The following is a 25,287-nucleotide window of genomic DNA, read 5'->3' as shown; positions in this document are numbered from 1 at the left end:
TCGCCCCCGCGGCGGCGCAGGCGCAATCGCTGGCCTGTGTGGCGCCCGACCGGACACCGGTGCCGCGCCTCGAGCGGCCCGCGCGCGGCGAGCCCGTCCGCAAGCCGGCGACGACCGGCTATCTTTTGAGCATGAGTTGGTCGCCGCAGCATTGCGCAGGCGCGCGCAATCCCAAGGATGCGCGCGACCGGTTCCAATGTTCGGGCGAAAGCGGGCGCTTCGGCTGGGTGCTCCACGGTCTGTGGCCCGAGACCGATAAACCGGCCTATCCCCAATGGTGCCGTCCCGCGAAGATCGTCCCCGCGCCAGTGCTGCGCCGCCATATGTGCATGACCCCTTCGGCGCAGCTTTTGCAGCATGAATGGGCGAAGCACGGCACCTGCATGAGTTCCAACCCCGCCGCCTATTTTCGCGCCGCCGAAATCCTGTTCCGCGCCGTGCGCTTTCCCGACATGAAAGCGCTGTCGGGGCACGTCCGCACCGCGGGCGACGTGCGGCGCGCCTTTGCGAAGGTCAATCGCGGCATCGATGAGCGGATGATCGCGGTCGCGACCGATCGCGGCGATTGGCTGACCGAGGTGCGGCTGTGCCTGGGGCCGCGGATGCGGCCGCAGGCGTGCAAACCCTTTCAGCGCGGCCTCGCCGATGCGCGCGCGGTGCGCGTGCGGCCGATGGATTAACACCTGCAGGGCAAGGCGTCCCGCGCCGGGACGGCGGCGATGTTAACACTCTTTTAACCTTATCGACTCGTTAACGGGCGCCTAGCCTGCCGGGCATGGATTCGGACGAGCATATCGACATCCGCGAGCGCATCCGCGCTTATGGCGCCCGGCAACTGGTCCTTGCGCGGCTGAGCGCGCCGGAGGATTGGCAAGGCGAATTGCGCGGCGCGCTTGCGGCGCAGCGCGAGCGTCCGGCGCTCTGGTCGCGCGACAGCGATTTTCGCCTGTTCGCGGAGAGCTTCGCCGTCTTCTTCACCGCGGCGATGATGTTCCTGATCTGACGGCGGACCGCCGATCGGCCCGCACTGCTAGAGAATCTCGCGCACGACATCCTGCGGGCGGCAGAAGCGGACGCCCTTGTCGGTTTCGACGAAGGGGCGGTTCACATAGGCGGGATTGGCGACCATCGCCGCGATAATTGCTTCTTCGTCGGCGTCGGGCAGACCGCGTTCCTCGGCATCGGTGCCGCGCAGGCGCAGCGCGTCCCGCGCACTCAGACCCGCGTCGCGAAACAGCTGGCGTAGCTTGTCGGGGCTGTAGGGCGCTTTCAGATATTGAATCACCTCGACATCGACGCCGGGGGTTTCCTCGAGAATCGCCAGCGTCTTGCGCGAAGTGCCGCAGGCGGGGTTATGCCAGATGGTTGCCTTCATGGCGCAGTTCCTAACGGGACCGTAATGGAACGTAAACGCACTATTCATGGCATATATGGCACATTTGCCCGCATGAAGAGGCTTGGACTCCTTGCCTTTGGCGCGCGAACCACGGCTTATAGACGGCCGAGGGACCGCCAAAGGCGGCAATGAGGGCTGGGTTGCACGTGAATGAATTGATCGATCGCAGAGCTATGCTGGCGGCGATGGCGGGCGCGGGGGCGCTGGCCGCGACATCGGCGCGCGCAGCTCCACTTCCGGACTGGATCACCGGGCATGGGCAGGCAGCGACACCGCCGCCGGTCGACTATCTGGCCGTCGCGCGGCAACAGCTGGCGCGGCAGGGCAACCGGATCGCGCAGGCCGACCGTGTCGGGATCGTCGATTTCGGGCTGCCCTCCTATCGCCCGCGCTTCGCGCTCGTCGATCTGATCGCCGGCAAGGTGGACATGTATCCCGTCACCCATGGCCGCGGATCGGACCCGCAGCATGACGGCTGGCTCAAGACTTTTTCGAACGTCCCCGGCTCGCTCGCCTCGTCGCGCGGCGCCTATCGCACGAGCGATTATTATTGGGGATCGAACGGATCGTCGATGCGGCTCGCGGGGCTGGAGGCCGACAACAGCAATGCCGACATGCGCGCGATCGTCGTGCATGGCGCCTGGTACGCCGAACCGTCGCTGATCGCGACGCAAGGCAAGCTGGGGCGTAGCGAGGGCTGCTTCGTGTTCGGCGAGGAGTTGCTGCCGCAAATTCTGTACAAGCTCGGGCCGGGCCGGCTGCTCTATGCCGACAAGCTGAGCGTAGCGCCCGCTTCGCCACCGCCCTTCGAATTGCCGCCGGTCGCCGACAATATCATCCGCACCGGCGCCACGCAGGGATCGATGCCGACCAAGGCCGATTGAGGCTCCATGAGGGTTGCAGGGCCGGGGGCATCGTCGCCCGGCCGCCGCTTCGTCAGTAGATCGCGCCCTTTTCGGGTTTCGGCGCCTGCACCGTCTGCGTCGTCGGCACGACCGCGGGCGGCGTCGGCGAAATCACCACCGCGGCGGCGCGGCCGGGCTTGGCGAAGCTCGTCACCACCGGCGCGTCCCGACCGTAAAGGTCGTTCAGCTTCTTGATGCCGCCCTTGCCGTCGGGAACGACGGTCCAATACGCGACATAGACAGGGAAGGGCTTTTCGAAGCCGAAGCGCGTCGTCTTGCCGCTGGCGACCACATCGCCGAATTCCTCGGGCGTGCGGCCGGCGAACATCACCGCCATCAGGCCGGAGAAGTGCAGCGCCTTTTCGGTGCGGATGCAGCCGTGGCTGAAGGCGCGCGAATCGGCGGCGAACGCGCCCTTCGACGGGGTGTCGTGCAGATAGATGGCGTGGGGGTTCAGCATTTCGAGCTTCATGACGCCCAGCGCATTGTTGGCACCAGGCTGCTGCACCACCGACAGCGACTTGCCGCTGCCCGTCCAGGTATAGCCCTGCGCGCGGGCGCGCGCCGGATTGGTCGCAATCGTCGATCCGATGCCTTCGGCGATGATGCTCTTGGGCAGGGTCCAGGTCGGGTTGACGATGATCCCCGTCGCCATCGGGTTGAGCTGCGGCGTCGGGGTCGACGGCTTGCCGACGACCGCCTTGTGCGTCGCGATGACGACGCCGTCATGAACGACGCGGGTCAGATATTCGGGCACGTTGCTGACGACATAGCCTTCGCCAAGATCGCGCGGCATCCAGCGCCAGCGTTCCATGTTGACACGGATCGCGTTGGCGTCGGCGGGCGTCTTTGCGGTCTTGAGCGCGGCTTTCAGCACCGCGAAATCGGGATGAACGGGGTCGAGGCTGACCAGCGCCTGCGCGACGTCGTTCGCGGTGAGCGCGCTGCCGAGCAGCGGGATCAGCGGTTCGGTCTGCGCGTCGCCATCGGTCATGAACCATTGTTTGCGCGCAGCATTGGGCGTGCGGCCGTCGCGCATGTGCGTGGCGAGCAGCAGGAAGCTGTCGGTCGCGACCTTGTCGAGCGTGATCTGATTGCCGCCATCGATCGCGGCCTTCAGCGCGTCGGGATTGTAATCCTTCGGGAACAGGCCTTCATCGCCCGCCGACTGGATGAAGGCGAGCAGCGCCTTGGCATTGTCGACGCTCCAGCTCGGCAGATTGGCCTCGGCGACCGTTTCGATCTCGGGCGCGTCATCGGTCACCTTGTCGGGTTGCAGAACGACCGAGTCCTCCTTGACGCTCGTCTGCGCGGCGACGGGCGCCGCAAGCAGGGTCAGCGGGAGGATCAGCGCCGCGGCCGGGCGCGCGTAAAGGGGGAGATTTCTGGCCATGGTTAAGGCCCATAGCCAATAATCCCCCCGTGCGAAAGTGAGCTGGGACACAATCCGTCGTGTCCACGCGCGAACCCGGCGTCGATGGGCGCAGCGTCAGGCCTTGTTGTCGGCGTCCTGCTTCGCCAGCCATTCCTCCAGCCACTTGATCGTATAATCACCGTGGATGACGTCGGGATCGGCGAGTAGCGCCTGATGCAGCGGAATGTTCGTCTTCACCCCGGCGATAACCATTTCCTCGAGCGCGCGGCGCATCCGCATCATGCAGCTTTCGCGCGTGCGGCCATAGACGATCAGCTTGCCGATCATGCTGTCGTAATAGGGCGGGATCGAATAGCCCGCATAAAGCCCGCTATCGACGCGCACATGCATGCCGCCGGCGGCGTGATAGTTGGTCACCTTGCCCGGCGAGGGGAGGAAGTTGCGCGGATCTTCGGCGTTGATCCGGCATTCGATGGCATGGCCGCGGAATTCCAGCTCGTTCTGCTGCACCGAAAGGCCCATGCCGTCGGCAATGCGGATCTGTTCGCGGACGAGGTCAAAGCCGGTGATCATCTCGGTCACCGGATGTTCGACCTGGATGCGCGTATTCATTTCGATGAAATAGAACTCGCCATTTTCCCACAGAAACTCGATCGTCCCCGCGCCGCGATAGCCCATCTTTGCCATCGCATCGGCGCAAATGCCGCCCATGCGGGCGCGCTCTTCGGCCGAAATGACGGGCGAAGGGGCTTCTTCGAGCACCTTCTGGTGGCGGCGCTGCAGCGAACAGTCGCGTTCGCCGAGATGGATAGCGTTGCCCTTGCCGTCGCCGAAGATCTGGAATTCGATGTGGCGCGGGTTGCCGAGATATTTTTCCATATAGACGGTCGGATCGCCGAACGCCGCCGCAGCTTCGCTCGATGCCTGACCCATCAGGCTTTCGAGACCGGAGGGGTCGGGGACGACCTTCATCCCGCGGCCGCCGCCGCCCGACGCGGCCTTGATCAGCACCGGATAGCCGATTTCCTCGGCCATCCGTTTCGTTTCCTCGCCATAGGTGACGGCGCCGGGCGAACCCGGCACCACCGGCAGATCGAGCGCGACCGCGGTGCGCTTCGCCTCGACCTTGTCGCCCATCGTGCGGATATGTTCGGGCTTCGGCCCGACGAAGATCATGTCATGCGCTTCGATAATCTCAGCAAAGCGCGCATTTTCCGACAGGAAGCCATAGCCGGGGTGGATGGCGTCGGCGCCCGTCACTTCGGCAGCCGAAATGATTGCCGGGATGTTGAGATAGCTGTCCTTCGCCGCTGGCGGACCGATGCAGACGGCTTCGTCGGCCAGGCGGACATGCATCGCATCGGCGTCGGCGGTCGAATGGACCGCGACCGTCTTGATGCCCATTTCGTGGCAGGCGCGGTGAATACGCAGCGCGATCTCGCCGCGGTTGGCGATCAGCAGTTTCTCGATGGCCATTGGCTGTCCCTCAGCCGATGGTGAACAGCGGCTGGTCATATTCGACCGGCTGGCTGTTCTCGACATGCACGGCCTTGAGCGTGCCCGAGGTGGGCGCGGTGATCGGGTTCATCACCTTCATCGCCTCGATAATCAGGATGGTATCGCCTTCCTTCACCGCCGAACCCACGCTTGCGAAATTGGGCGCACCCGGTTCGGCAGCAAGATAGACGGTGCCGACCATCGGGGACTTCACGGCGTCGGCGAAGCTGTCGGCGGCGGGGGCAGCTACCGCGGCCGGCGCGGCGGCCGCGGGTGCGGCAGCGACGGGCGCGGCAACCGGGGGCGGCGCGAAAGCGACCGGCGCCGCGGCGGCGGTCAGCGTGCGCGCAACGCGCACCTTGCGTTCACCGTCCTCGACCTCGATTTCGGAAAGCTGCGTGTCGTCGAGCAGTTCCGCGAGCGCACGGACGAAGGCCGGATCGATGTTGATGCCGTGCTCTTTATGGTCACCCATGAGATATTTCCTGTTGTTGCGGCACTGTTGATCGCGTGCCTTGACCCCGTTTCTGATCGCGCCTCTTGTCAGAAGCGCGCGGCGGCGTCCAGCGCCAGCATATAGCTGTCTGCGCCGTGGCCTGCAAAATGCGCGGCCGCCGCCATGCCGATATAGCTGAGATGGCGAAAGGATTCGCGCTTCATCGGGTCCGACAGATGGACCTCGATCACCGGAACGCGGATCGACTTGATCGCGTCGTGCAGCGCGACCGATGTGTGCGTATAGCCCCCGGCATTGAGCAGCACCGCCTTGGCGCCGGCGAAATGCGCTTCGTGCAGCCAGTCGATCAGCGTGCCTTCGTGGTTCGACTGGCGGCAATCGACGCGCAGACCCAGTGCCGCCGCACGCTCGGCGAGCCGCTGGTGGATGTCCTCCAGCGTGTCATGCCCGTAGATTTCAGGCTCGCGCGTGCCCAGCAGGTTGAGATTGGGCCCGGAAAGGACAAAGACGGCGGGCGTTTCGGAACACTCGTTGGACAAGGGCACGGTCTTTCGGTTGCGACGCGGGTCGCTCCCCCTATATGGGCTGCACGTCAAAAGGCAAAGCAGGCGGGACTCGTGATTTCCATCATTCTCAACGGCGATGCGCGGCAGGTGCGCGCAGGCAGCATTGCCGATCTGGTCGCGTCGCTGGGCCTCGACGTCAAGAAGGTCGCGGTCGAGCGCAATCGCGAGATCGTACCGCGCTCGACGCTCGCCGACGTCGCGCTTGCCGAGGGCGATGCGCTGGAAATCGTTCATTTTGTAGGAGGCGGTTGTTGACCGACCAGTGGAGCGTTGCCGGGCGGACCTTTAACTCGCGCCTGATCGTGGGCACGGGCAAGTATAAGGATTTTGAACAGAATGCGGCTGCGGTCGCCGCGTCGGGTGCGGAAATCGTCACCGTTGCGGTGCGGCGCGTCAATGTGTCGGACCCGACCGCGCCGATGCTGACCGATTATATCGACCCGAAGAAGATCACCTATCTCCCCAACACCGCCGGCTGTTTCAATGCCGACGACGCGATCCGCACCTTGCGGCTGGCGCGCGAGGCGGGCGGCTGGGATCTGGTGAAGCTGGAGGTGCTGGGCGAAGCGAAGACGCTCTATCCCAATATGCGTGAAACGCTGGAGGCGACCGAGGTGCTGGCCAAGGAAGGCTTTCTGCCGATGGTCTATTGCGTCGATGATCCGATCGCCGCCAAGCAGCTGGAAGATGCGGGCGCGGTTGCGATCATGCCGCTCGGCGCGCCGATCGGGTCGGGGCTGGGCATCCAGAACCGGGTGACGATCCGCCTGATCGTCGAGGGCGCGTCGGTGCCGGTGCTGGTCGATGCGGGCGTCGGGACGGCCAGCGATGCGGCGGTGGCGATGGAACTCGGCTGCGACGGCGTGCTGATGAACACCGCGATCGCCGAAGCCAAAGACCCCATCCGCATGGCGCGCGCCATGAAGCTCGCGGTCGAGGCGGGGCGCGATGCCTATCTCGCCGGCCGTATGGGCCAGCGTCGCTACGCCGATCCGTCGAGCCCGCTCGCCGGGCTCATCTGATATTGATCCAGCGCAATGCGCCGCCCGCGCGGCGCTGCCATGCCGGTGTCTCTGACAAGGAGGCATGGGCATGGGTGGCACGCGGCGCCGGATCGTCATCGTCGGGGCGGGACCGGCGGGGCTGGGTTTCGCGCGCGCGCTGGCGGATACGCCCGCCGAGATTACGCTGATCGAGCGCGCGCCGCTTGCCGCGCTGGCCGAACCGCATTTCGACGGGCGCGAGATTGCGCTGACGCACCGGTCCGAGCGCGCGCTGCGCGACCTGGATGCCTGGTCGCGGATTCCGGCGGCGGACATTCACCGCCTTGACCGGGCCGAGGTGCTGAGCGGCCGGGCGCGGTTTGCGATGAGGATCGATCCGGGAGCGGGCGACGCGCGGCCGCTCGGCCATCTCGTGTCGAACCATCATTTGCGCCGGGCACTGTTCGAAAGCGTTACGGGACAAGCGAATATGGATCTGCGCGCGGGATGCGCGGTGGAGCGCGTTCAGGCCGGGCGCGGCGGCGTCACCGTGACCCTTGCCGATGGCGCTGTGATCGAGGCCGATCTTCTTGTCGCGGCGGACGCGCGCTTTTCGGCGATACGCGACCAGCTCGGCATCGGCGCCGACGTCAGGCCGGTCGGCAAGACGATGCTTGTCGGCCGGGTAGGTCACGCGCCCTACAAGGCGGGCGTCGCGACCGAATGGTTCGCCCGGCACCACACGCTGGCGATGCTGCCGCTGGGGGAGGGGCTTTCGTCGGCAGTCATCACCCTGACGCCCCAAGCCGCCGAAGCTTTCATGGCCGAATCCGGCGAGGCAAAGGCGCGCCGGATTGCGGCGATGACGCGCGGCAGATGGGGCGCGGTCGCGTTGGCGAGCGATTTTCACGCCTATCCGCTGACCACGACATTTGCGCATCGCTTTGCGGCGCCGCGTGCGGTGCTGATCGGCGATGCGGCGGTCGGCATGCATCCGGTGACCGCCCATGGCTTCAACTTCGGGCTGGCAGGCGCGGTCCGGCTCGCGAAGCTGTTGGCGTCGGCGGAGGATGTCGGCGACCCGCGCCGCCTTACGCGCTACGCCGCCGCGCATCGTGCCGAGACCTGGCCGCTGTTTCAGGCGACGCGCGCGATCGTCGGCCTCTTCACCGATGACCGCCATCCGGCGATGGCGCTCCGCCATGCGGCGCTGCGGCTTGGCGCGCTGCCGCCGGTTCGGATGGGCCTGCGCGCGCTGCTGATGCAGCAGCGGGACGCGCGGGCTGCCTGAGCCGTCCGATCGACGCTTCGTCTCGTTTCGTCCCGCGACGACGGAACAATGCGCGGGGGCAAGTCGTTGATTTGACAAGAGGCGCGATCGCCTCTTGCAGCAAAGGAGACTCCCCATGGGTGAACTGACGGAAAAGGCGAAAGGCCTGACCAACGAAGCGATCGGCAACACCAAACAGGCGATCGGCAAGGCGACCGACAATGAACGCCTGCGCGCCGAAGGCGAACTTCAGGAACGCAAGGGCGAAGCCCAGAATCTGAAAGGCAAGGTGCAGGGCGCGCTTGGCGACAAGGTCTGATCGACCGCCCCGGCCATCGGCCAACAAAAACCCCCGGGATCGCTCCCGGGGGTTTTTTGTTGGCCTGCGAATGCGGCGTTATTTGCCGCCGGACGCGACCAGATCGACGTCGGTCATCCCGCCATCGGTGCGGATGAACAGGACATAGGCAAGATCGCCCTTCGTTCCGCCCAGAATATGTTCGTTGCCGCGCACGCGGTGGTCGCTCGTATAACCCGCACGCACCGCCATCGTGTGATAATAGTCGAGAACGCCCTGGATCGAGGCGGCGGTCTGGAAATTGACGACGCGGATGTTGCACTTTCCGCCGGCCACCCCTGCCGCCTCTCGCAGCGTCGCGCGCGGATAGAGCTTGAACGCGGGCGGCAGACGGTCGGCCCACTGGTTGCCGTAGGTCAGCTTGGCGTCGCAGCTGCCCTTTTGCTGTTCGCGCGCCAGCGCGCCGATGGTGACCGGGCGCTTGGCGGCGCAATCGCCGTTGCAACCTTCCTCGAACGGCAGCGCCTTGGGCGCGGCGAGCAGCTTGCCCGCGGCCTGCGCCGCCGCCGCTTCGGCCGCCGCGGCCGCCTTGCCGCTCGCCACGCCCGGAACGCCGCCGTCGACGGGCCGGTTGCCCGGGGTCGCCGCATTGCGGTTCGCCTGCCCGGCCAGCTTGGGATCGACCATGATCTTGTCTTCAAGCGCGCCCTTCAGCGCGGGGTCTTCATTGGTCAGCCCGTCGTCGAGCGGTTTGAGGTCGGCCTTTGCCTGCGGATTGTCGCGGCACCCCGCGAGCGGGGCCGCGGCCATCAGCAGGCCGGCAATCAGCCATTTTCCCCGGACGATCATTGCTAACACTCCCTTAATCTCTCACCCGGACTTGCCGGAAGCTGGTTAAGAAGATGTGAGCAAAAAGCGTTAATTGGTAAGACTTTGTTAGCCGAAAACTGTCTCGGACCGAGACGGATTGCTCGCGCAGCGGATCAGACGGGAGGTTTCGACCGCCGCCTGACGGTGGACAACCGCCTGACGATAGACCGGATCGGTGACCATTTCCATGAAAGCGCCGCTGTTCGGATAGTGGGCGATGAACATCGCGTTCCAATGCTCCGCCAGAGGGCCGATCACCATCGCCTCCATCATGCCGCTCCAAACGACACTGCCGCCGACGCGCGAAAAGACGGCGCTGCTGTCCTTGCCATAGTTGGCATAGGCTTCCGCGCCGGTGAGCGCTTTGCCGGCGAGGGGGTGATCGTCGGGATAGGTCGCCCTGTCCTTGAAGCGGACGAGGTTGAGCATGTGGATCGGCGTATCGCGCGGTAACGCCTTGAACGCGTCGAACTGCGCGCGTTCGGGGTCGATGTGACGATCGCTCATGGCTGGAACTCCTTGCGTTTGATCCGCCATGCCTCGGCGCTTTGCGTCCAGGCATCGACGCGGGTCTGTTCGAACGGGGCGGGGAGGTGCGTCGGGCCGCTGTTGGTCGCGCCCAGCCTCTTGGCCAGCGCTTGCGAGCGGACATTGTCGGGAGCGATGCTGTGCATCAGCTCGGGCCATTTAAGGAATTCGACCGCGAAGTCGCAGGCGGCGACCGCCCCCTCGAACGCATAGCCTTTTCCGGCGAATTTGGCGCGCACGCCATAGGCAATCTCCGGCGCGGGCCAGCCGTCGGGCTCCCACGGGCCGAGCCGCCCGACCCATTCGCCGCTTGCGCGTTCGAGGACCGAAAACATCGAAAAGCCGCGGATATGCCATGCCCCCGCGAGCGTGCACCATTGGCGCCACGCCTGCGACCGGGCGCAGCTGCCACCGATGAAGGTCATTGTCTCCTCTTCGGCGCACATTTCGGCGAAGGCGTCGAAATCCTCGGCCGCGGGCGGGCGGAGGATCAGCCGCTCGGTGACGAGCAGGGGGCCGTTAAGCATCGATATTCTCCCGCAGCAGTGGCCGACGCTTCTGGGAGAAAGCAGGCTGGCGGGCAAGCCGAAACACGCGCCGCGGGCGCGCGATCGGCCTTGAGGGCGTCGGCCGGAACCGACGCCCTCGCCATCACAGAGTGCGGATGGAGGGGTCTCGGACCCGCACCCGGACGGTTTCTGTCAATTAGCGGCAGCGATATTTGTCGCGGTCGATCTCGCGGCCGAGGAGCGCGCCGGCGCCCGCGCCGAGGACCACGCCGAGCAGCTTGTCGCCTCTGCCGGCGATTTCATGACCGGCCAAGCCGCCGACCGCAGCACCGATCAGCAGGCCGGTGGTGCCATTATCCTTCTTGCAGTAATATCGGCCGTCGTTACCGCGCCAGATCCGCGTGTTGGCGCCGACGCGTTGGTCGCGGCTCGCATAATAGCGGCGGTCGTGATGCTTGCGCTTGTAAAAGTCGGCCGTGGTTTCGCTCTTGTGATAGCCCTGCGCCGGAATGGCGGTTGCCATGCCGGCATAGGCGGGGGCGGTCGCGACGACACTGGCGGCCGCAATTGCGCCCATCATGCCTTTGGTAAGAATAGCCATATCCTGTCCTTTCCTGGTTCGCGCCTCGACCGTTCGGGAACGAGCGCTTCACCCGAAACAACGAGAAGGGTCCGCACAGCGTTGCATGAACCTTCGGCAACAAGACGAAACGAGTGCCGTCATCGACGAACCGAAAGGCACTTGCCCGCCGTCCGGCGGCGTGCGAAACATTGGAAATGCTGAACATTGCTTCGATTTTCATCGGTCTGGTCGCGCTGATTCTCGCGATCCCCGCGTTCATTCCGTTTCTGGGCTGGGCGAACTGGGTCATCATCCCGATCGCCGTGGTCGGGCTCGCGCTCGGCGCGATGTCGAGCCGCACGAGCGGGCGCAATCTGAACATCGTCGTGATCGTCGTCGGCGTCGTCCGGCTGATGCTCGGCGGCGGTCTGCTCTAAACGCGCATAGAATGCCCGCGCCCGCCGCTCCGTCGGAGAGCCAGCAGAACGGCTTGCCCTTCGCGCTCGCCGCCTATGGCATCTGGGGTTTCGTCCCGCTGTTCTTCAAGCTGCTTGCGAGCGTGCCGCCGGTCGAGGTGCTGGCGCAGCGCATCGTCTGGTCGCTGCCGCTCTGTTTCTTCATCATGGCATTCCGGCGGCAGATCGCCGACTATCTTGTCGCCTTGCGCGACTGGCGGGTGCTGCGGATGCTGTTGGCGAGCGCGCTGCTGATCGCGGTGAACTGGCTCGTCTATATCTATTCGATCTTCACAGATCATGTCCTTGCCGCCAGCCTTGGCTATTATCTCAACCCGCTCGTCAATGTGATGCTGGGAATGGTCTTCCTCGGCGAGCGCCTGTCGCGATTGCAGATGGTGGCGGTCGCAATCGCCGCCGTCGGGGTGGCGATCCTGCTCGGCGGTGCGCTCGACACGCTGTGGATCAGCCTGACGCTCGCCTTCAGTTTCGGCTTCTATGGCCTGCTGCGCAAAGTGGTGCCCGTAGGTTCATTGCCCGGTCTCGCGATCGAAACGACGCTGCTCATGCCCTTGGCGCTCGCGGCGTCGGCCTGGTATCTGTGGATCGGCGACGGGCGCGGTTTCGGGTCGGACCCGAAAATCAGCCTGCTGCTGATGGCCGGGGGCATCGTTACCGCGGTGCCGCTGCTCCTCTTCGCCACCGCCGCGCGGCGGATGAGCTATGCAGCGCTCGGCTTCGTCCAGTATCTGGCGCCGACACTGCAATTCCTGCTGAGCCTTTTCGTCTTCGCCGAACCGCTGAAGCCCGTGCAACTGGCCTGCTTCCTGCTGATCTGGATCAGCATTGCTGTGTTCAGTTTCGACATGTGGCGCAAGATGCGCGCCGACCGGATGGTCGAGATCGCCTAGGGTTTAGACGATCCGCCAGCCGAGCGTTTCGCCGGCATGGAAGGGCACCACATCGCCGATCCGGTCGGGAACCACGGTCGCGCCGCGTTCGAGCGTGATCGTGCCCTGATTGAGCGGCAGGCCATAGAAGCGCGGGCCATGTTCGCTCGCGAAACCCTCGAACCGGTCGAGCGCGCCGTCTTCGTCGAACGCGGCGATATAGCTTTCGAGCGCGAAGGGGGCGTTGAAAATGCCGGCACAGCCGCATGGCGCTTCCTTGGTATGCACCGCGTGCGGCGCGCTGTCGGTGCCGAGAAAGAATTTGGGCGAGCCCGAGGTCGCGGCGGCGCGCACCGCGAGCCGGTGATGCTCGCGCTTGGCGACGGGCAGGCAATAGGCGTGCGGACGGATGCCGCCGACCAGCATCGCGTTGCGGTTGATGTGAAGATGCTGCGGCGTGATCGTCGCGGCGACATTGGCGGGCGCATCGGCGACGAACTGCGCCGCCTCCGCCGTCGTGATATGTTCGAACACGATCTTGAGCTCGGGCAGCCGCGCGACGAGCGGTGCGAGCGTGCGATCGATGAATAGCGCTTCGCGGTCGAAGATGTCGACGTCATGGTCGGTGACTTCGCCGTGAATCAGGAGCGGCATGCCGATATCGGCCATGCGTTCGAGCACGCCCATGATGTTCGCGACATCGGTCACGCCGTGGGCGCTGCCCGTCGTTGCATGCGCGGGGTAGAGCTTGGCGGCGGTGAACACGCCCTCGGCGTGGCCGCGCGCCATTTCCTCCGCATCGGTGCCGTCGGTCAGATAGGCGACGATGAGCGGGGTAAAATCGAGCGCCGCGGGGATCGCCGCGACGATCCGCTCGCGATAGGCGCGGCCCTCGGCCACGGTCGTCACCGGCGGCGACAGATTGGGCATGACAATCGCCCGCGCGAATTGGCGTGCGGTATAGGGCGCGACATGCGCCAGCATCGCGCCATCGCGCAGATGGACGTGCCAGTCGTCGGGGCGGCGGATGGTCAGGCGATCGGTCATGGCGGGCTCTCGGGCAAATCGTGGCTTGGTTTTAGCTGCCCCGCCCCTAAATTATCGGCATGGCCAATACCACCCTCAACGACCGCGCGCTGATCCGATTGTCGGGCGACGACGTCCGCGGCTTTCTGCAAGGCCTTGTCACCAATGATGTGTCGGGCAACCTGCCGGTCTGGGCGGCGCTGCTGACCGCACAGGGCAAGGCGCTGTTCGATTTTCTGATCTGGGCCGACGAGGCGGATGTGCTGATCGATTGCGAGGTGGCCGCAGCGGACGATCTGACCCGGCGCCTGACGCTCTATCGCCTGCGCCGCGCGATTACGATCGAGCGCGAGGAGGTTTTGCGGGTTCATTGGGCGCCCGAGGGCGATCTTGGCGTCGTCGACCCGCGGCTTGCCGAACTCGGGCAGCGCTGGCTCGCTCCCGCCGACGAAGACGGCGCGGGGGCCGTCGAGGCGGCATGGCGCGCGCACCGCCTGGCGCTCGGCGTCACCGAAGGGCGCGCCGAACTCGGCGACGGCACGACGCTTTGGCTCGAATGCAATGCCGCCGAATTGAATGGCGTCAGCTTTTCCAAGGGCTGCTACGTCGGACAGGAAAATACCGCGCGGATGAACTGGCGGCAGAAGGTCAATCGCCGACTCGTCGTCGTGCCGATCGCCGAAGCCGACGCAAAGCGTCAGGTCATTGCCTATCCCGAACTCGGCTGGTCGGTGGAGCATCGGCGCGTCGAGGGCATCGATCCGGCGAAAGCACCCGCCTGGATGCGCAGCGCCCTTCTTTCGCCCGGTTCATGACCGGTGCAGCGCGGGCGCGGTAGAGGGGAAGGATGATCGCGCCGCTCGCCCTGCTTGCTCCCGCCGCGCTGGCCGCCGCCGGTCCGGCCTCCTGCCCGGAAGATAATTCGCGCACGATGACGCTGGCCGAAGCCGCTGCGGCGGAGCCGGGGCTGTGCGTGCGGCTGGAAGCCATCGCCTGGAACGGCCGCCTCTACGTCGATGTGGACGCCATCTATGCGGGGGTGTCGATTGCCTATCGCGGCGACACGGCGGGCCGACCGGTTCGTGGCGGGCCCGCGCGGATGGCCTTCGACCCTGCGTCGCGCGACTTTGTCGATGCGGGAAGTTCCGGTGCGCCGCGTGCGCCAATGCCGCAATGGCTGCGCCTGACCGCGCAGACGGCGCGCTGCGCGGGCGTGCAATGCACAGCCGATACGGCGCCGGTCCTCGATATCGTGATGGCGGACAGGGTTCGCGACCGGCCGGTGGAACGGCAACTGCGCGCCGATGTCGCGTCGGCGGCATGGAAGCTTCGCCCGCTTGCCGCGGATTCGCTGTGGACGGCGCGCTTTGCCGCTGCGGCCGATGCGTTGTTTCCGGCACTCCGCTCGCGCGATCCGCAGCAATGGGTGCCGATGCTCGGCGGGCGCTGGCTGGCTACCGCCGACCGCGCGCGGGTCGAACGGCTGCTCGGTGCACAGACAAGCCCCTTTGCATCAGCGTTACGCGCTCCGGCAAAGCTGCAGCGCGTGATTCTGGGCTGGGACGCGGCTACGCTCGATGCGGGCGAACGGGCGCTGGTCGATGCGGGGCAGGAGGCCGAGGCGATCGTCTGCTGGTCCGATCACGCCGATGCCGAGCGCCTGTGGCCAATCGCCGCCTTCGATGCCGACAACCGGCCGGGACGCCCCTATGCCTGCGCGCGGATAGCCTACAGCATCCGGGGCGGGGAGCCGCAATGGCGCGCCTTCATCGATCAGGCAGCCGGCGGCCTGGCCGAACCATAGAATCGCGGCGCCATTTAACCACTCTCCAACCCCGATTTGCGAATAAGCCGGGCATGGTGAGGCGTTTCATTACCCTGGTAGCCGGGATCGCAGGAATATCGATCGGCATGGCGAGCATCGCCGGCCGGCAGGTCGCCGACGTGCCGAAAGCGCCGGTGGACCCTTATGCCGGCGAGAGTAACTGGACGACCGGCGCGCGGGATAAGGCCGCTGTGGCCGCCAGCGACGCCGCCGCGCGGCCCAGCGAAGTCCGGATCCGGCGGGCATCCGATTCGCATTTCTATGCCGACACCCTTGTCCAAGGCAGGCAGGTTCGCATGCTGGTCGATAGCGGCGCGTCGCTCGTCGCGCTGACGCGGAACGATGCCGAGGCGATCGGCATCGATGTCGACCGTCTGCCGATCGGCGGCACCGCCCAGACCGCGGGTGGGACGGTGCCGATGCGGACGGTCCTTCTCGACAGTGTCGAGGTCGATGGAATCACGATCCGCAATGTCGAGGCGGCGGTGGTCGATGCCAACATGGGGGTGTCGCTGCTCGGCCAAAGCTATCTTGCAAAGCTCGCTGCGGTGAATGTCGAAGGCGACACGATGACGCTGCGTTAGTGCGGTTTGGGTGGGAAGCAGCCTTTCAATTCTCGTCATGCTGAACCTGTTTCAGCATCCATGGACTGAGCTTTCGTGCGGCGCGGCGCATAAGGAAATGGCGCGCCGTGGATACTGAAACAAGTTCAGGATGACGATGCTGCAAATGTCGCGCTTCGGTCGCTGTTCGGAAAGGCCGCTTTCCGAACGAAATGACGGTTAGCTGTAGTTCCCGCAGCGTTGGAATTTGTCCGCGCGGTCGAGTCTTCGGGGCCTAGCTTCGGGGATCGAAGCCCAGCCAGTCGGCGGGCGGCATCAGGAAGAGGTCTGTGTCTTCGGTGCGGCACCCGGCGGCGGTCAGCATTGCGTGGACCTGACCGCGGTGGTGCGTCTGGTGGTTGAAGATATGCGGCAGCACGATGCCGAGCGGGGCGGAGACGTTCCGGCCCGCGGCGCCGCTGTACCAGTCGAGATTGCCGGCAACGGCGCCTGGCGCCATCGCGTCGGCCCAGGCGACGATGAGCGTGTCCATCGCGGTGCGCTGCGCCTTCAGATCGTCCCAGTCGGCGACGAAGCCGCCGCTTTCCTTGCCCGGACAATCGGGCGGCGGGCAGCGGTCGAAGCGCGACAGCCAGATGCGGTCGGCCCACAAAAGGTGCGAGAGCGTCGCGTGGATCGACCCGAAAAAGGCGCCGCGATCCAACCGTCGCTCGGCATCGGTCAGCGTGTCGGCGGCGGCATAGGCGGCGCGGTTCTGCCACCCGTTGTAGCGCGCCATCATCTGCACGAAGCGATTGTCGATCATCGGTCTGTCTCCGGCGCGCGTGCCGCCGCGCCAATGACATGCTTGTCAGCAAGCCGCTTGGCATCCGTCAAGTCTTGCCGCATGCTCAGGCAAAACAAGGGAGAGTGTGCAATGCGATTCCATGTCCTGTCGCTGGCCGCCGCGATGGTTGCGGTCGCCGCCAGTCCGGCCGCGGCCAAGACGATCAATGTCTCGGCCGAGGGCGCCGACGCCAACGAGAAATTGCAGGAGGCGCTGATCCTCGCCGAACCCGGCGATGTCGTGCAGCTGGGCGCGGGCACCTGGACGCTGACCGACGGGCTGTCGCTCGACGTCGACAATGTCACGCTGCGCGGCGCGGGGACGGGCGAGGGCGGATCGATCCTCGACTTTTCGGGACAGCAGGGGGCGGGCGAGGGGCTGCTCGTCACCTCCGACGATGTGCTGCTCGCCAATTTCGCGGTGCTCAACACGCGCGGCGACGGCATCAAGTCGAAAGGCGCCGACCGCATCGTCTATAACGAACTGCGCGTCGAATGGACCGCGGGGCCGAAGGAGACCAACGGCGCCTATGGCATCTATCCGGTCGAAAGCCAGGATGTGCTGATCGACAGCGTCTATGTGCGCGGCGCATCGGACGCCGGCATCTATGTCGGCCAGTCGCGCAACATCGTCGTGCGCGATTCGATCGCGACCGAAAATGTCGCCGGGATCGAGATCGAAAACTGTTTCGACGCCGATGTGCACGACAATATCGCGACCAAGAATACCGGCGGGATACTGGTGTTCGACCTGCCCAATCTGCCGCAGCAGGGCGGGCATAATGTCCGCGTCTTCGACAATGTCGTCAGCGACAACAGCACGCCCAATTTCGCGCCGAAGGGCAATATCGTCGCCAGCGTGCCGACGGGGACCGGGGTGCTGGTGATGGCGAACCGCAATGTCGAGGTTTTCGACAATGTGTTCGAGGACAATGGCACCGCCAATGTGATGATCGTCGGCTATCGCTACGACCAGAAAGACCCCAAATATCAGCCGCTGCCGCGCCAGATCGTCGTGCGCGACAATGCGCATGGCAAGGCGGGCTTTGCGCCGGCCTTTCCGGGCGGGGCCGAGATTGCGGCCGCGATGGGCGGGGCGATTCCGCCGGTGCTGTGGGACGGCGCCGGCGACGCGATCGTCCTCGACGATGTCGGCGTGCTGTCGCTCGGCCTGCCCGACGTGACGACGCCGCAGAGCGAAGCGAAGCCGGTGCCGGTCAAGCTGGGCGGTACCCCGCCGCCCGCGCTGCCCGCGATCGTGCTGCCGGAGGGCATGGAGGCCAAGGTCCAGTGAAGCGCATCGCCGCCGCGCTGATCGCGGCGCTGCTCTGCGCCAGCGCGGGCGGCGGGGCGGCACCGGCCGCGGTCGATCAGGCTTTGATCGAGGGCAGCGCGATGCCCGCGAAGCTTTCCGCCTTCGGGCTGTTCGCGGGCAATGATCCGGCGCGGCCGGTCGCGAGCTTTGCCTATACGCTGCGCACGCCCTTGTTCAGCGACTATGCCGAAAAGCACCGGTTCGTGTCGATCCCGGCGGGCAAGCGGGCGACGGTGCTGGCGGACGGCACGGTCGATTTTCCTGTGGGCACGGTGATCGTCAAAAGCTTCGGCTGGCCCGACTTCAATGAGGGCCGTCCGGTCGAGACGCGGCTGCTGATCCACCGCGCGAGCGGCTGGGTGGCGCTGCCCTATATCTGGGATGCCGACGGCAAGGACGCCTCGCTCGCCATTGCGGGGCGGCGCGTGCCGGTGGCGTTCAAGAGCCCCGACGGCACGGCGCATGCGATCCAATATGGCGTGCCCAACCGCAACCAGTGCAAGGAATGCCACAGCCGCGCGGGCACGATCGTCCCCATCGGCCCCAAGGCCCGCAACTTGGTGCTGGCGGATACGGTCGGCGCCGACACGCGCGCGCTCTATTTCACCAACCCCGCGGCGCTGAAACCGGTGATGCCGCGCTGGGACGATCCGGCGAGCGGCACGTTGCAGGACCGCGCGCGCGCCTATCTCGAGGCCAATTGCGCGCATTGCCACAATCCCGAGGGCAGCGCGTCGAACAGCGGGCTGTTCCTGCGCTGGACCGACCCGGTCGGAGTCAATTACGGCATCGGCAAGCGTCCCACCGCCGCCGGGCGGGGCAGCGGCGGCATGGATTTCGCGATCCAGCCGGGCGATCCCGACCACAGCTTCCTGATCTACCGCCTCGAAAGCCTCGACCCCGGCATCGCGATGCCCGAACTTGGCCGCTCGACGGTTCACAAGGAAGGCGCGGCGCTGTTGCGGGAATGGATTGCGGCGATGCCCAAAGACGCGCATTAGGCTGGCCCGATGACCGCTCTCGTCCTCCATGATTATTTCCGCTCGTCGGCCAGCTTTCGCGTTCGCATCGCGCTGAACCTCAAAGGCCTCGATTATGAGCGCGTCGAGGTCAGCCTGATCGCCGGCGAACAGAAGAGCGACGCCTATCTTGCGCAAAATGCCCAGGGCTTCGTGCCGATGCTCGTCGCCGACGGTGAGCCGATCATCCAGAGCCTTGCGATCATCGACTGGCTCGACCGCGCGCACCCCGAGCCGCGGCTGATCCCCGACGATCCGATGGCGCGCGCGGTGGCGCTGGCGCAGGCCTATGTCGTCGCGTGCGATATCCACCCGCTCAACAATCTGCGCGTACTCAAATATCTGACCCGCGACCTGGGGCTCAACGAACAGACCAAGGATCGCTGGATCGCCGAATGGATATTGCAGGGCTTCGACGCGCTGGAGGCGATGGCCGGCGACGGCCCCTATCTCGGCGGCGACGAACCGGGGATCGCCGACTGCTGTCTGGTGCCGCAGATGTACAATGCACGCCGGTTCGAGGTGCCGCTGGACCATTATCCGCGCCTCATGGAAATCGATGCTGCATGCATGGAGCATGAGGCGTTCCGGCGCGCGCATCCCGATGCGGTGAAGCCCGCGTGATCCGGCTGGCGGTGGGGGTGGCCGCGCTGGCGATGCCGGCGGCGGTGCTGGCGCAGGAGGCGGACCCGCCGCTGGGACAGATCGAAGTTGTGCCGCTGCTGCGCGTTGACGTGATTCTTGTGCAAGGTGCGGGCCTCCCGTGGATCGAAGGTGGCGATTCGGTCGAGGCTAGGACTGTGGTGACGGACGGGAGGCCGGGCCTTGGCGCGCGTGTCGAGAACCGGCTGCGCGACGAAGCGGGGCTGGTCCAGTTTCGCCGCAGCGACAGCCGATCGGCGCATCCCACGAGCCAGGGCGTCACGCTGCGCGGCCTGGGCGGCAATGCGTCGAGTCGCGCGCTGGTGACACTTGACGGGGTGCCGCAGGCCGATCCCTTCGGCGGCTGGGTGGCGTGGAGTGCTTACGACGCGATCCGGCTGGGCGGCGTCGCGATCACCCGCGGCGGCGGTAGCGGAACCGATGGGCCGGGCGCGTTGGCGGGTACCGTCGCCCTCTATTCACAGATGACCGACGGCGGCGAGGCGAGCCTTGCCTATGGCAGCCGCGATGGCTGGGACGGCGCGTTCAGCCTCGGCACGCGGCTAGGCGAGGGGAAGGTCGCGGTCGACGGCCGTTACAGCCGGGGCGACGGCTTCGTGCCTGTCGTTGCCGGTCAGCGCGGCGCTGTCGATCGGGCGGCCCCCTATGAGCAAGGCGGCCTGGGAGCGCGCCTGCGCTTCGGTGCCGGCCCCGACAGCCGGATCGAGGCGAGCCTGCGCGGCTTTTCGGACCGGCGCGACCGCGGCACCGATTTCACGACGAGCAGAGTCGACGGGGTCGATGCCAGCCTGCGTTTCGTGAAGGATTCGCTGGGGGCGACCAATTGGCTCGCGCTCGCTTATGTTCAACTCCGCGATTTCGATACGGGCTTTGCCAGCGTTGCGGCGAACCGCAAAAGCGCCGCGCCGGCGCTCTATCAGCAGGTGCCTGCGACGGGCATCGGCGCGCGCCTGGAATGGCAGCCTGTGGTCCGCAAGACGTATCGCTCGGGGTCCGGCGCTACCACGAGGCATCCGCTGCGCATCGGCGTAGACTGGCGCCGCACGGTCGGGCGGACCGAGGAGGATTATTTCTTCACCGGACTCAACCCCGGCCGTCACCGCAGCGCGGGGGGCAGCAGCGACACCGTCGGCGCCTTCGCCGAATGGACGCCGGGTGGTGAATATGGCGGCTTGCTGTGGACGCTCAGCGGCCGGGTCGATCATTGGTGGATCGGCACCGGATACCGGCACGAATATAATATCGGTGGATCGACGATCACCGACGCCCGCTTTGCGGCGCGGCAGGGCTGGGAAGGCAGCGGGCGCGCGGGCGTGCGCTGGAAGGCGGGCGATGTGGCGTTGCGCGCCGCCGCCTATAGCGGCTGGCGCCTGCCGACGCTCAACGAACTCTACCGGCCGTTCCGCGTCGGCGCCGATGCGACGGCGGCGAACGAGGCGCTGGCCCCCGAACGGCTGTTGGGCGCTGAGGTTGGCGCCGACTGGAAACGCTGGGGCACGAAGCTGAGCGTCACGCTGTTCGCGAACCGGCTCGACAATGCGATCGCCAATGTCACGCTCGGCACCGGTCCCGGCAGTTTTCCCGGCGTCGGTTTCGTCGCGGCGGGGGCGAGCTATAGCCAGCGGCAGAATCTCGACGCGATCGACAGCAAGGGCATCGAAGTCAGCGCCGAACAGCGCGCCGGCCCGCTGACGCTGCGTGCCACCTATGCCTTTACCGATGCGCGCGTCGCTGCGTCAGGTGCCGCGGCTGCGCTTGACGGCAAGCGGCCGGCGCAGATCGCGAAACATGGCGCCAGCCTGTCGCTGCGGACGGGCGAGGCGGGGCCGTTCGGCGGCTTCGCGACCCTGCGCTATATCGGCAGGCAGAATGAGGATGATCTGGGGCTGCAACCGCTCGGCGACGCGCTGACCGTCGATGCCGGGCTGTCGTTGCGGTTGACGCAGGGCTTGCGGATCGAAGCGCGCGGCGAGAATATCTTCGACGCGCTCGTTCCGGCGGCGCTGTCGTCGGCGGGCATATTGGAACGCGCGACGCCGCGGACCTTGTGGGTGGGGGTACGCGCCGCTTATTGATTTCGCAGGCGGTGCAGAGGCGATAAGGATGGGGCATGGCGGCGAAGACACTCAATCTCGGCGAATTTCTGCCCTATCGGCTGTCGATCGCGTCGAACGCGGTATCGAGCCGGATTGCCGCCGAATATCAGAGCCGCTTCGGCCTGAAGATCCCCGAATGGCGGCTGATGGCGGTGCTCGGCGAAGGGCGACCGCTGACCCAGCGCGAACTGGTCGCCGCGACGCGGATGGACAAGGTGACGGTCAATCGCGCCGCCAAGGCACTGGCCGACCGCCAGCTTATCGCGCGCCAGGCGCACGAGGCCGACGGACGCTCGCACCATCTGGAACTGACCGCGGCGGGGCGTTCGCTCTATGACGCGATCGTGCCGGCCGCGCTCGCGAGCGAGGCGAAGCTGGAGGCGGCGCTGGACGGGGGCGAGCGCGCCGCGTTGATGGCGATCCTCGCCAAGCTGACGAGCGCCGCGGAAGATTATGGCGGATAGGCTTTATCGTGCCCCCGAAGCCGGCGCGCTGCGTATCGAGCCGCTTGGCGACCTGACCGCGATCTTCGATCGGCGTTCGATGCAGACGCATCTGGTCGTCGCGCCGATGCCCGAAATAATTGCCGCGATGGGCGATACGCCCTGCGACGCAGCGATGCTGGCGGAGCGGCTCGCCGCCATGTTCGACCTGGCGGACGCGGGCGGCGGCGACGTCGCGGCGGTCTTGCGCGAGCGGCTCGCCGAGCTTGCGGCGCTGGGCCTGGTGGCGGCAGCGTGAGGCACAGCACGCGCATTGCGGTGGGGCCGGTCCAGTTTCGCATCGGCAGCGACTGGCGCGCGCCGATCGACGCGCTCGATCGCCTCTATGCGGGCTATCCCAAGGACATGGCGCGCCCCGCCGATGCGACGGTGCGGTTGTTCGCCGCGCGCCCGTGGCGCCGCTGGCTGCGCCCGTCGGTGCATATCGGCGGCGATTTCATCGTTCCCGACGCGCTGCCGCTGCCGCTGTCGATGGGCTTGCTGGCCGCCGAAATGGGGATGAATTTGCAGGTCGCGCTCGGCTGGCGGCGGCACATGCTGCTCCACGCGAGCGCGGTGGCACGCGACGGGCGCGCGGTGATCCTCTCGGGCGAATCGGGGTCGGGGAAATCGACGCTCGCGGCGCTGCTCGGCGAAGGCGCGTGGCGGCTGATGGGTGACGAATTCACGCTGATCGAACCGGTTAGCGGCGACGCGCTGGGCTTTCCGCGCGCCGTGAGCCTGAAGAATGCGGCGATCGCCGAAATGGCGGCGCGCGTCGACCCCGCGCGGCTCGGGCCGCTGCTCGCCGGAACGCCGAAGGGCGATATCCGCCACCTGATCCCGCGCGCCGATGCGATCGCGGCGATGCACGAACCGGCCCGCCCCGCGCTGATCCTGTTTCCGCGCTTCGGCGGCGCGGCGGCGATCGAGCCGATGGCGCCGGGTGAGGTGTTCGTCCGCCTGACCGAAGCATCGACCAACTATGTCGCGCTCGGCGAAGCAGGCTTTGCCGCACTGGCGCGGCTGGTCCGCGAAACCCCCGCCTTCGGCATCAGCTATCCCGACAGCGCGGCCGGCATGGCGCTGGTCGAGCAATTATGGGCGGAGGCAGTGCGATGAGCGCGGTGCGCACGCTGGTCGATCTGCTCGCGGGGCGGCGCGATGCGGGCGACCTCGCGCCGCGCGACTGGGACGGGGTGATCGGCGCCGCGCGCGCCGAGGCGCTGCTCGCGACGCTCGCCCACCGGCTTGCGGATGCGGCGCTGCCGCCGTCCGTCGCGGCGCTGTTCGCCGACCAGCGCGCCGCCGCCGCGGTCGCTCGGGCGCAGGCGTTGTGGGAGGCCGAGATGGCGCGCCGCGCGCTCGCGCCCGAGGGGATTGCGTTCGTGCTGCTGAAGGGCACCGCTTATGCGGCGGCGGGCCTGTCGTGCGCCGAGGGGCGCCAGATCGGCGACCTCGACATATTGGTCGGCCGGCACGACATCGGCCGCGCCGAAAAGGAGCTGATCGAGGCTGGATGGGAATGGGTGAAGCCCGATCCCTATGACGACGCCTATTATCGCGAACATATGCACGAGCTGCCGCCGCTGATCCACAAGGCGCGCGACCGGATGATCGATGTCCACCACACGATATTGCCGCGCACGCACCGCGTCACGCCCGACGCGCTGGCGATGATCGGCGATGCGGTCGTGGCCGATGGCGGTTTTGCCGTGCTGTGTCCGAGCGACATGGCGTGCCACTGCGCCGCGCACCTGCTCGCCGACGGCGATTTGCAGGGCGGCCTGCGCAATCTGTGGGATTTCCATTGCCTGACGCGCGATTTCGCCGCCGCCGATGCGGGCTTCTGGGGCGAGCTCGATGCGCGCGCCGCGCTTCATGGCCTGCGCGCGCCGGTGCAGCGCGCCGCCCGGTTGGCGCGCGATCTTTACGGTGCGGCGCTGCCGCCCGGCTGGAAACGGCGCGAGTCGGGCGATGGCTGGTTCGTCCGCCGCTTGCTCGCGCGCGACGATTGGGGGCGACCCACGCATTTCGCGTTGCAACAGGCTTTCTACATCCGCTCGCACTGGCTGCGCATGCCGCCGGTGATGCTCGCGAAGCACCTCTGGACGAAGTGGCGGAAGGGCTAGGGCGATCCTTCCGACTATATCGTCATCCCGGCGAAGGCCGGGATCTCGCCGTCGCTTCATGTGGGGAGGGTGAGATCCCGGCCTTCGCCGGGACGACGAACAAGGAGGGCCTATAGTCGGGCCAGCAGCGGCAGAAGCTCGTCATAATGGCCAATCAGATGGTCGGCGCCCAAGGCTTCGGCGGGGCGGTCGAGAAAGCCGAAGCGCACCGCGACGCTGGGCACGCCGGCGGCGCGCGCCGCCATGACGTCATAGATTGAATCGCCGACGAAGGCGGTCCGCCCGCCGCCGCTCCGTTCGATCATCGCCAGCACCGGTTCGGGTGCGGGTTTGCGCACGCCAAGCGTATCGCCGCCGACGATCGCCGCCATGCGCTCGGCCAAACCCAGTTCGCCGAGCAGCTTGCGCGCCATATGTTCGGCCTTGTTGGTCGCCACCGCGCAGCGCACCCCGCGCGCTTCAAGCGCGTCGAGTGCCGCGATCAGGCCGGGGTAGGGGCGGCTCTCGACCGCGATATGCGCTTCGTAATAGGCAAGCAGTTCGCCGAGCAAGCGATCGAAATCCCCCGCCGGAACGCCGCCGGTCGCGATCAGCCCCTGTTCGAGCATGTGACGCGCGCCGAGCCCGATCATCGGCCGCACCATGGTTACGGCAAGCGGGGCGCGCCCGATCCGCGCCAGCGCATGGTTGACCGCGGCGGTGAGGTCGCCCGCAGTATCGATCAACGTGCCGTCGAGGTCGAAGCCGACGATGCGGAAGGGAAAATCGTTCATGCCGGTC

General features: G+C 66.8%; 32 protein-coding genes. 20 read left to right on the top strand and 12 right to left on the bottom strand.

What is annotated here, in order from left to right:
- A partial coding sequence (locus STE01S_RS04755) for a ribonuclease T2 family protein (protein WP_082813223.1) occupies positions 1-680 on the top strand: 680 nt, incomplete at its 5' end.
- 95 nt (positions 681-775) lie between these two features.
- Positions 776-1,003 (top strand): hypothetical protein, encoded by a 228-nt coding sequence (locus tag STE01S_RS04750; RefSeq protein WP_062765371.1) that lies wholly within the window; start codon positions 776-778, stop codon positions 1,001-1,003.
- A 27-nt stretch (positions 1,004-1,030) separates the two neighbouring features.
- Here STE01S_RS04750 and STE01S_RS04745 read toward each other — a convergent pair whose 3' ends face one another.
- Positions 1,031-1,375: an arsenate reductase family protein gene (locus STE01S_RS04745; protein ID WP_058812723.1), complete on the bottom strand. Its 345-nt coding sequence runs from the start codon at positions 1,373-1,375 to the stop codon at positions 1,031-1,033.
- Between the two features lie 167 nt (positions 1,376-1,542).
- Between STE01S_RS04745 and STE01S_RS04740 the strand changes: the two genes are divergently transcribed.
- Entirely contained in the window at positions 1,543-2,280 is a 738-nt protein-coding gene (locus tag STE01S_RS04740) for a murein L,D-transpeptidase catalytic domain family protein (RefSeq protein WP_255265880.1), read from the top strand.
- A 52-nt stretch (positions 2,281-2,332) separates the two neighbouring features.
- Here STE01S_RS04740 and STE01S_RS04735 read toward each other — a convergent pair whose 3' ends face one another.
- From STE01S_RS04735 to STE01S_RS04720, 4 genes are all read right to left on the bottom strand, one after another.
- Positions 2,333-3,694 carry a L,D-transpeptidase scaffold domain-containing protein gene (locus tag STE01S_RS04735; protein ID WP_062765365.1) on the bottom strand — a complete coding sequence of 454 codons (1,362 nt, stop codon included), beginning with the start codon at positions 3,692-3,694 and terminating at the stop codon, positions 2,333-2,335.
- Positions 3,695-3,790: 96 nt separating this feature from the next.
- A complete protein-coding gene (accC, locus tag STE01S_RS04730; RefSeq protein ID WP_062765363.1) occupies positions 3,791-5,152 on the bottom strand; it encodes an acetyl-CoA carboxylase biotin carboxylase subunit in 1,362 nt (453 codons plus the stop codon).
- Between the two features lie 10 nt (positions 5,153-5,162).
- Positions 5,163-5,648, bottom strand: coding sequence for an acetyl-CoA carboxylase biotin carboxyl carrier protein (gene accB, locus STE01S_RS04725; RefSeq protein ID WP_062765360.1), 486 nt, complete (start codon positions 5,646-5,648; stop codon positions 5,163-5,165).
- Between the two features lie 68 nt (positions 5,649-5,716).
- Complete coding sequence (locus STE01S_RS04720; protein WP_003047744.1) at positions 5,717-6,169, bottom strand: type II 3-dehydroquinate dehydratase; 453 nt, start codon at positions 6,167-6,169, stop codon at positions 5,717-5,719.
- Between the two features lie 78 nt (positions 6,170-6,247).
- On the opposite strand from STE01S_RS04720, the gene thiS reads away from it, so the two are divergent.
- The 4 genes from thiS to STE01S_RS04700 all read left to right on the top strand — a co-directional run bounded on the left by thiS (position 6,248) and on the right by STE01S_RS04700 (position 8,768).
- Complete coding sequence (thiS, locus tag STE01S_RS20960; RefSeq protein WP_082657424.1) at positions 6,248-6,451, top strand: sulfur carrier protein ThiS; 204 nt, start codon at positions 6,248-6,250, stop codon at positions 6,449-6,451.
- Positions 6,448-7,218 (top strand): thiazole synthase, encoded by a 771-nt coding sequence (locus STE01S_RS04710; RefSeq protein WP_062765357.1) that lies wholly within the window; start codon positions 6,448-6,450, stop codon positions 7,216-7,218. Before thiS ends, STE01S_RS04710 begins: the two co-directional genes overlap by 4 nt.
- A gap of 70 nt (positions 7,219-7,288) precedes the next feature.
- A complete protein-coding gene (ubiM, locus tag STE01S_RS04705) occupies positions 7,289-8,470 on the top strand; it encodes a 5-demethoxyubiquinol-8 5-hydroxylase UbiM (protein WP_062765389.1) in 1,182 nt (393 codons plus the stop codon).
- 115 nt (positions 8,471-8,585) lie between these two features.
- Positions 8,586-8,768 carry a CsbD family protein gene (locus tag STE01S_RS04700; protein ID WP_003047733.1) on the top strand — a complete coding sequence of 61 codons (183 nt, stop codon included), beginning with the start codon at positions 8,586-8,588 and terminating at the stop codon, positions 8,766-8,768.
- A 78-nt stretch (positions 8,769-8,846) separates the two neighbouring features.
- On the opposite strand, the gene STE01S_RS04695 is transcribed toward STE01S_RS04700, so the two are convergent.
- The 4 genes from STE01S_RS04695 to STE01S_RS04680 all read right to left on the bottom strand — a co-directional run bounded on the left by STE01S_RS04695 (position 8,847) and on the right by STE01S_RS04680 (position 11,255).
- Positions 8,847-9,596, bottom strand: coding sequence for a hypothetical protein (locus tag STE01S_RS04695; protein WP_003047730.1), 750 nt, complete (start codon positions 9,594-9,596; stop codon positions 8,847-8,849).
- Positions 9,597-9,683: 87 nt separating this feature from the next.
- The gene (locus STE01S_RS04690; RefSeq protein ID WP_062765354.1) at positions 9,684-10,124 is read right to left on the bottom strand and encodes a DUF1330 domain-containing protein; all 441 of its coding nucleotides are present in this window, start codon (positions 10,122-10,124) and stop codon (positions 9,684-9,686) included.
- Positions 10,121-10,672: a GNAT family N-acetyltransferase gene (locus tag STE01S_RS04685; protein ID WP_003047726.1), complete on the bottom strand. Its 552-nt coding sequence runs from the start codon at positions 10,670-10,672 to the stop codon at positions 10,121-10,123. Before STE01S_RS04685 ends, STE01S_RS04690 begins: the two co-directional genes overlap by 4 nt.
- Positions 10,673-10,850: 178 nt before the next feature.
- Positions 10,851-11,255 carry a glycine zipper 2TM domain-containing protein gene (locus STE01S_RS04680; RefSeq protein ID WP_003047724.1) on the bottom strand — a complete coding sequence of 135 codons (405 nt, stop codon included), beginning with the start codon at positions 11,253-11,255 and terminating at the stop codon, positions 10,851-10,853.
- Positions 11,256-11,431: 176 nt separating this feature from the next.
- Between STE01S_RS04680 and STE01S_RS04675 the strand changes: the two genes are divergently transcribed.
- Together STE01S_RS04675 and rarD are read left to right on the top strand one after the other, a co-directional pair.
- Positions 11,432-11,653, top strand: coding sequence for a hypothetical protein (locus STE01S_RS04675; RefSeq protein ID WP_003047722.1), 222 nt, complete (start codon positions 11,432-11,434; stop codon positions 11,651-11,653).
- A gap of 11 nt (positions 11,654-11,664) precedes the next feature.
- Entirely contained in the window at positions 11,665-12,582 is a 918-nt protein-coding gene (gene rarD / locus STE01S_RS04670; protein ID WP_062765351.1) for an EamA family transporter RarD, read from the top strand.
- A gap of 3 nt (positions 12,583-12,585) precedes the next feature.
- On the opposite strand, the gene pyrC is transcribed toward rarD, so the two are convergent.
- Complete coding sequence (gene pyrC, locus STE01S_RS04665; protein WP_062765348.1) at positions 12,586-13,608, bottom strand: dihydroorotase; 1,023 nt, start codon at positions 13,606-13,608, stop codon at positions 12,586-12,588.
- 59 nt (positions 13,609-13,667) lie between these two features.
- Between pyrC and ygfZ the strand changes: the two genes are divergently transcribed.
- From ygfZ to STE01S_RS04650, 3 genes are read left to right on the top strand one after another with little or no spacing between them, the layout of a single operon-like run.
- On the top strand, positions 13,668-14,402 hold the full coding sequence (gene ygfZ / locus STE01S_RS04660; RefSeq protein ID WP_062765345.1) for a CAF17-like 4Fe-4S cluster assembly/insertion protein YgfZ: 735 nt from the start codon (positions 13,668-13,670) through the stop codon (positions 14,400-14,402).
- Between the two features lie 32 nt (positions 14,403-14,434).
- Positions 14,435-15,391 (top strand): hypothetical protein, encoded by a 957-nt coding sequence (locus STE01S_RS04655; protein ID WP_062765342.1) that lies wholly within the window; start codon positions 14,435-14,437, stop codon positions 15,389-15,391.
- A gap of 53 nt (positions 15,392-15,444) precedes the next feature.
- On the top strand, positions 15,445-15,996 hold the full coding sequence (locus STE01S_RS04650; RefSeq protein ID WP_062765339.1) for a retropepsin-like aspartic protease family protein: 552 nt from the start codon (positions 15,445-15,447) through the stop codon (positions 15,994-15,996).
- Positions 15,997-16,249: 253 nt separating this feature from the next.
- Here the strand turns inward: STE01S_RS04650 and STE01S_RS04645 are convergent, their stop codons facing one another.
- Entirely contained in the window at positions 16,250-16,780 is a 531-nt protein-coding gene (locus tag STE01S_RS04645) for a DinB family protein (RefSeq protein WP_062765336.1), read from the bottom strand.
- Between the two features lie 111 nt (positions 16,781-16,891).
- On the opposite strand from STE01S_RS04645, the gene STE01S_RS04640 reads away from it, so the two are divergent.
- The 8 genes from STE01S_RS04640 to STE01S_RS04605 are packed head-to-tail and all read left to right on the top strand — an operon-like array spanning position 16,892 to position 24,507.
- Complete coding sequence (locus tag STE01S_RS04640) at positions 16,892-18,094, top strand: parallel beta-helix domain-containing protein (protein ID WP_062765333.1); 1,203 nt, start codon at positions 16,892-16,894, stop codon at positions 18,092-18,094.
- Positions 18,091-19,116, top strand: coding sequence for an SO2930 family diheme c-type cytochrome (locus STE01S_RS04635; protein WP_062765331.1), 1,026 nt, complete (start codon positions 18,091-18,093; stop codon positions 19,114-19,116). Before STE01S_RS04640 ends, STE01S_RS04635 begins: the two co-directional genes overlap by 4 nt.
- A 9-nt stretch (positions 19,117-19,125) precedes the next feature.
- Complete coding sequence (maiA, locus tag STE01S_RS04630; protein ID WP_062765329.1) at positions 19,126-19,758, top strand: maleylacetoacetate isomerase; 633 nt, start codon at positions 19,126-19,128, stop codon at positions 19,756-19,758.
- On the top strand, positions 19,755-21,872 hold the full coding sequence (locus STE01S_RS04625) for a TonB-dependent receptor (protein ID WP_062765327.1): 2,118 nt from the start codon (positions 19,755-19,757) through the stop codon (positions 21,870-21,872). Before maiA ends, STE01S_RS04625 begins: the two co-directional genes overlap by 4 nt.
- A 35-nt stretch (positions 21,873-21,907) precedes the next feature.
- The gene (locus tag STE01S_RS04620) at positions 21,908-22,357 is read left to right on the top strand and encodes a MarR family winged helix-turn-helix transcriptional regulator (protein WP_062765324.1); all 450 of its coding nucleotides are present in this window, start codon (positions 21,908-21,910) and stop codon (positions 22,355-22,357) included.
- Positions 22,347-22,634: an HPr-rel-A system PqqD family peptide chaperone gene (locus STE01S_RS04615; RefSeq protein ID WP_062765322.1), complete on the top strand. Its 288-nt coding sequence runs from the start codon at positions 22,347-22,349 to the stop codon at positions 22,632-22,634. The genes STE01S_RS04620 and STE01S_RS04615 overlap by 11 nt, the downstream gene beginning before the upstream one ends.
- Entirely contained in the window at positions 22,631-23,497 is an 867-nt protein-coding gene (locus STE01S_RS04610) for an HprK-related kinase A (protein WP_062765319.1), read from the top strand. The genes STE01S_RS04615 and STE01S_RS04610 overlap by 4 nt, the downstream gene beginning before the upstream one ends.
- Positions 23,494-24,507, top strand: a complete 1,014-nt coding sequence (locus STE01S_RS04605; RefSeq protein WP_062765316.1) for a nucleotidyltransferase domain-containing protein — start codon at positions 23,494-23,496, stop codon at positions 24,505-24,507. Before STE01S_RS04610 ends, STE01S_RS04605 begins: the two co-directional genes overlap by 4 nt.
- Before the next feature lie 110 nt (positions 24,508-24,617).
- On the opposite strand, the gene STE01S_RS04600 is transcribed toward STE01S_RS04605, so the two are convergent.
- Positions 24,618-25,280, bottom strand: a complete 663-nt coding sequence (locus STE01S_RS04600) for an HAD-IA family hydrolase (protein ID WP_062765387.1) — start codon at positions 25,278-25,280, stop codon at positions 24,618-24,620.
- Between the last annotated feature and the right edge of the window lie 7 nt (positions 25,281-25,287).

Origin of the sequence: Sphingopyxis terrae subsp. terrae NBRC 15098, assembly GCF_001598815.1 — a bacterium.
Classification (GTDB): domain Bacteria; phylum Pseudomonadota; class Alphaproteobacteria; order Sphingomonadales; family Sphingomonadaceae; genus Sphingopyxis; species Sphingopyxis terrae.
This window is presented reverse-complemented; position numbering and strand designations above follow the sequence as displayed.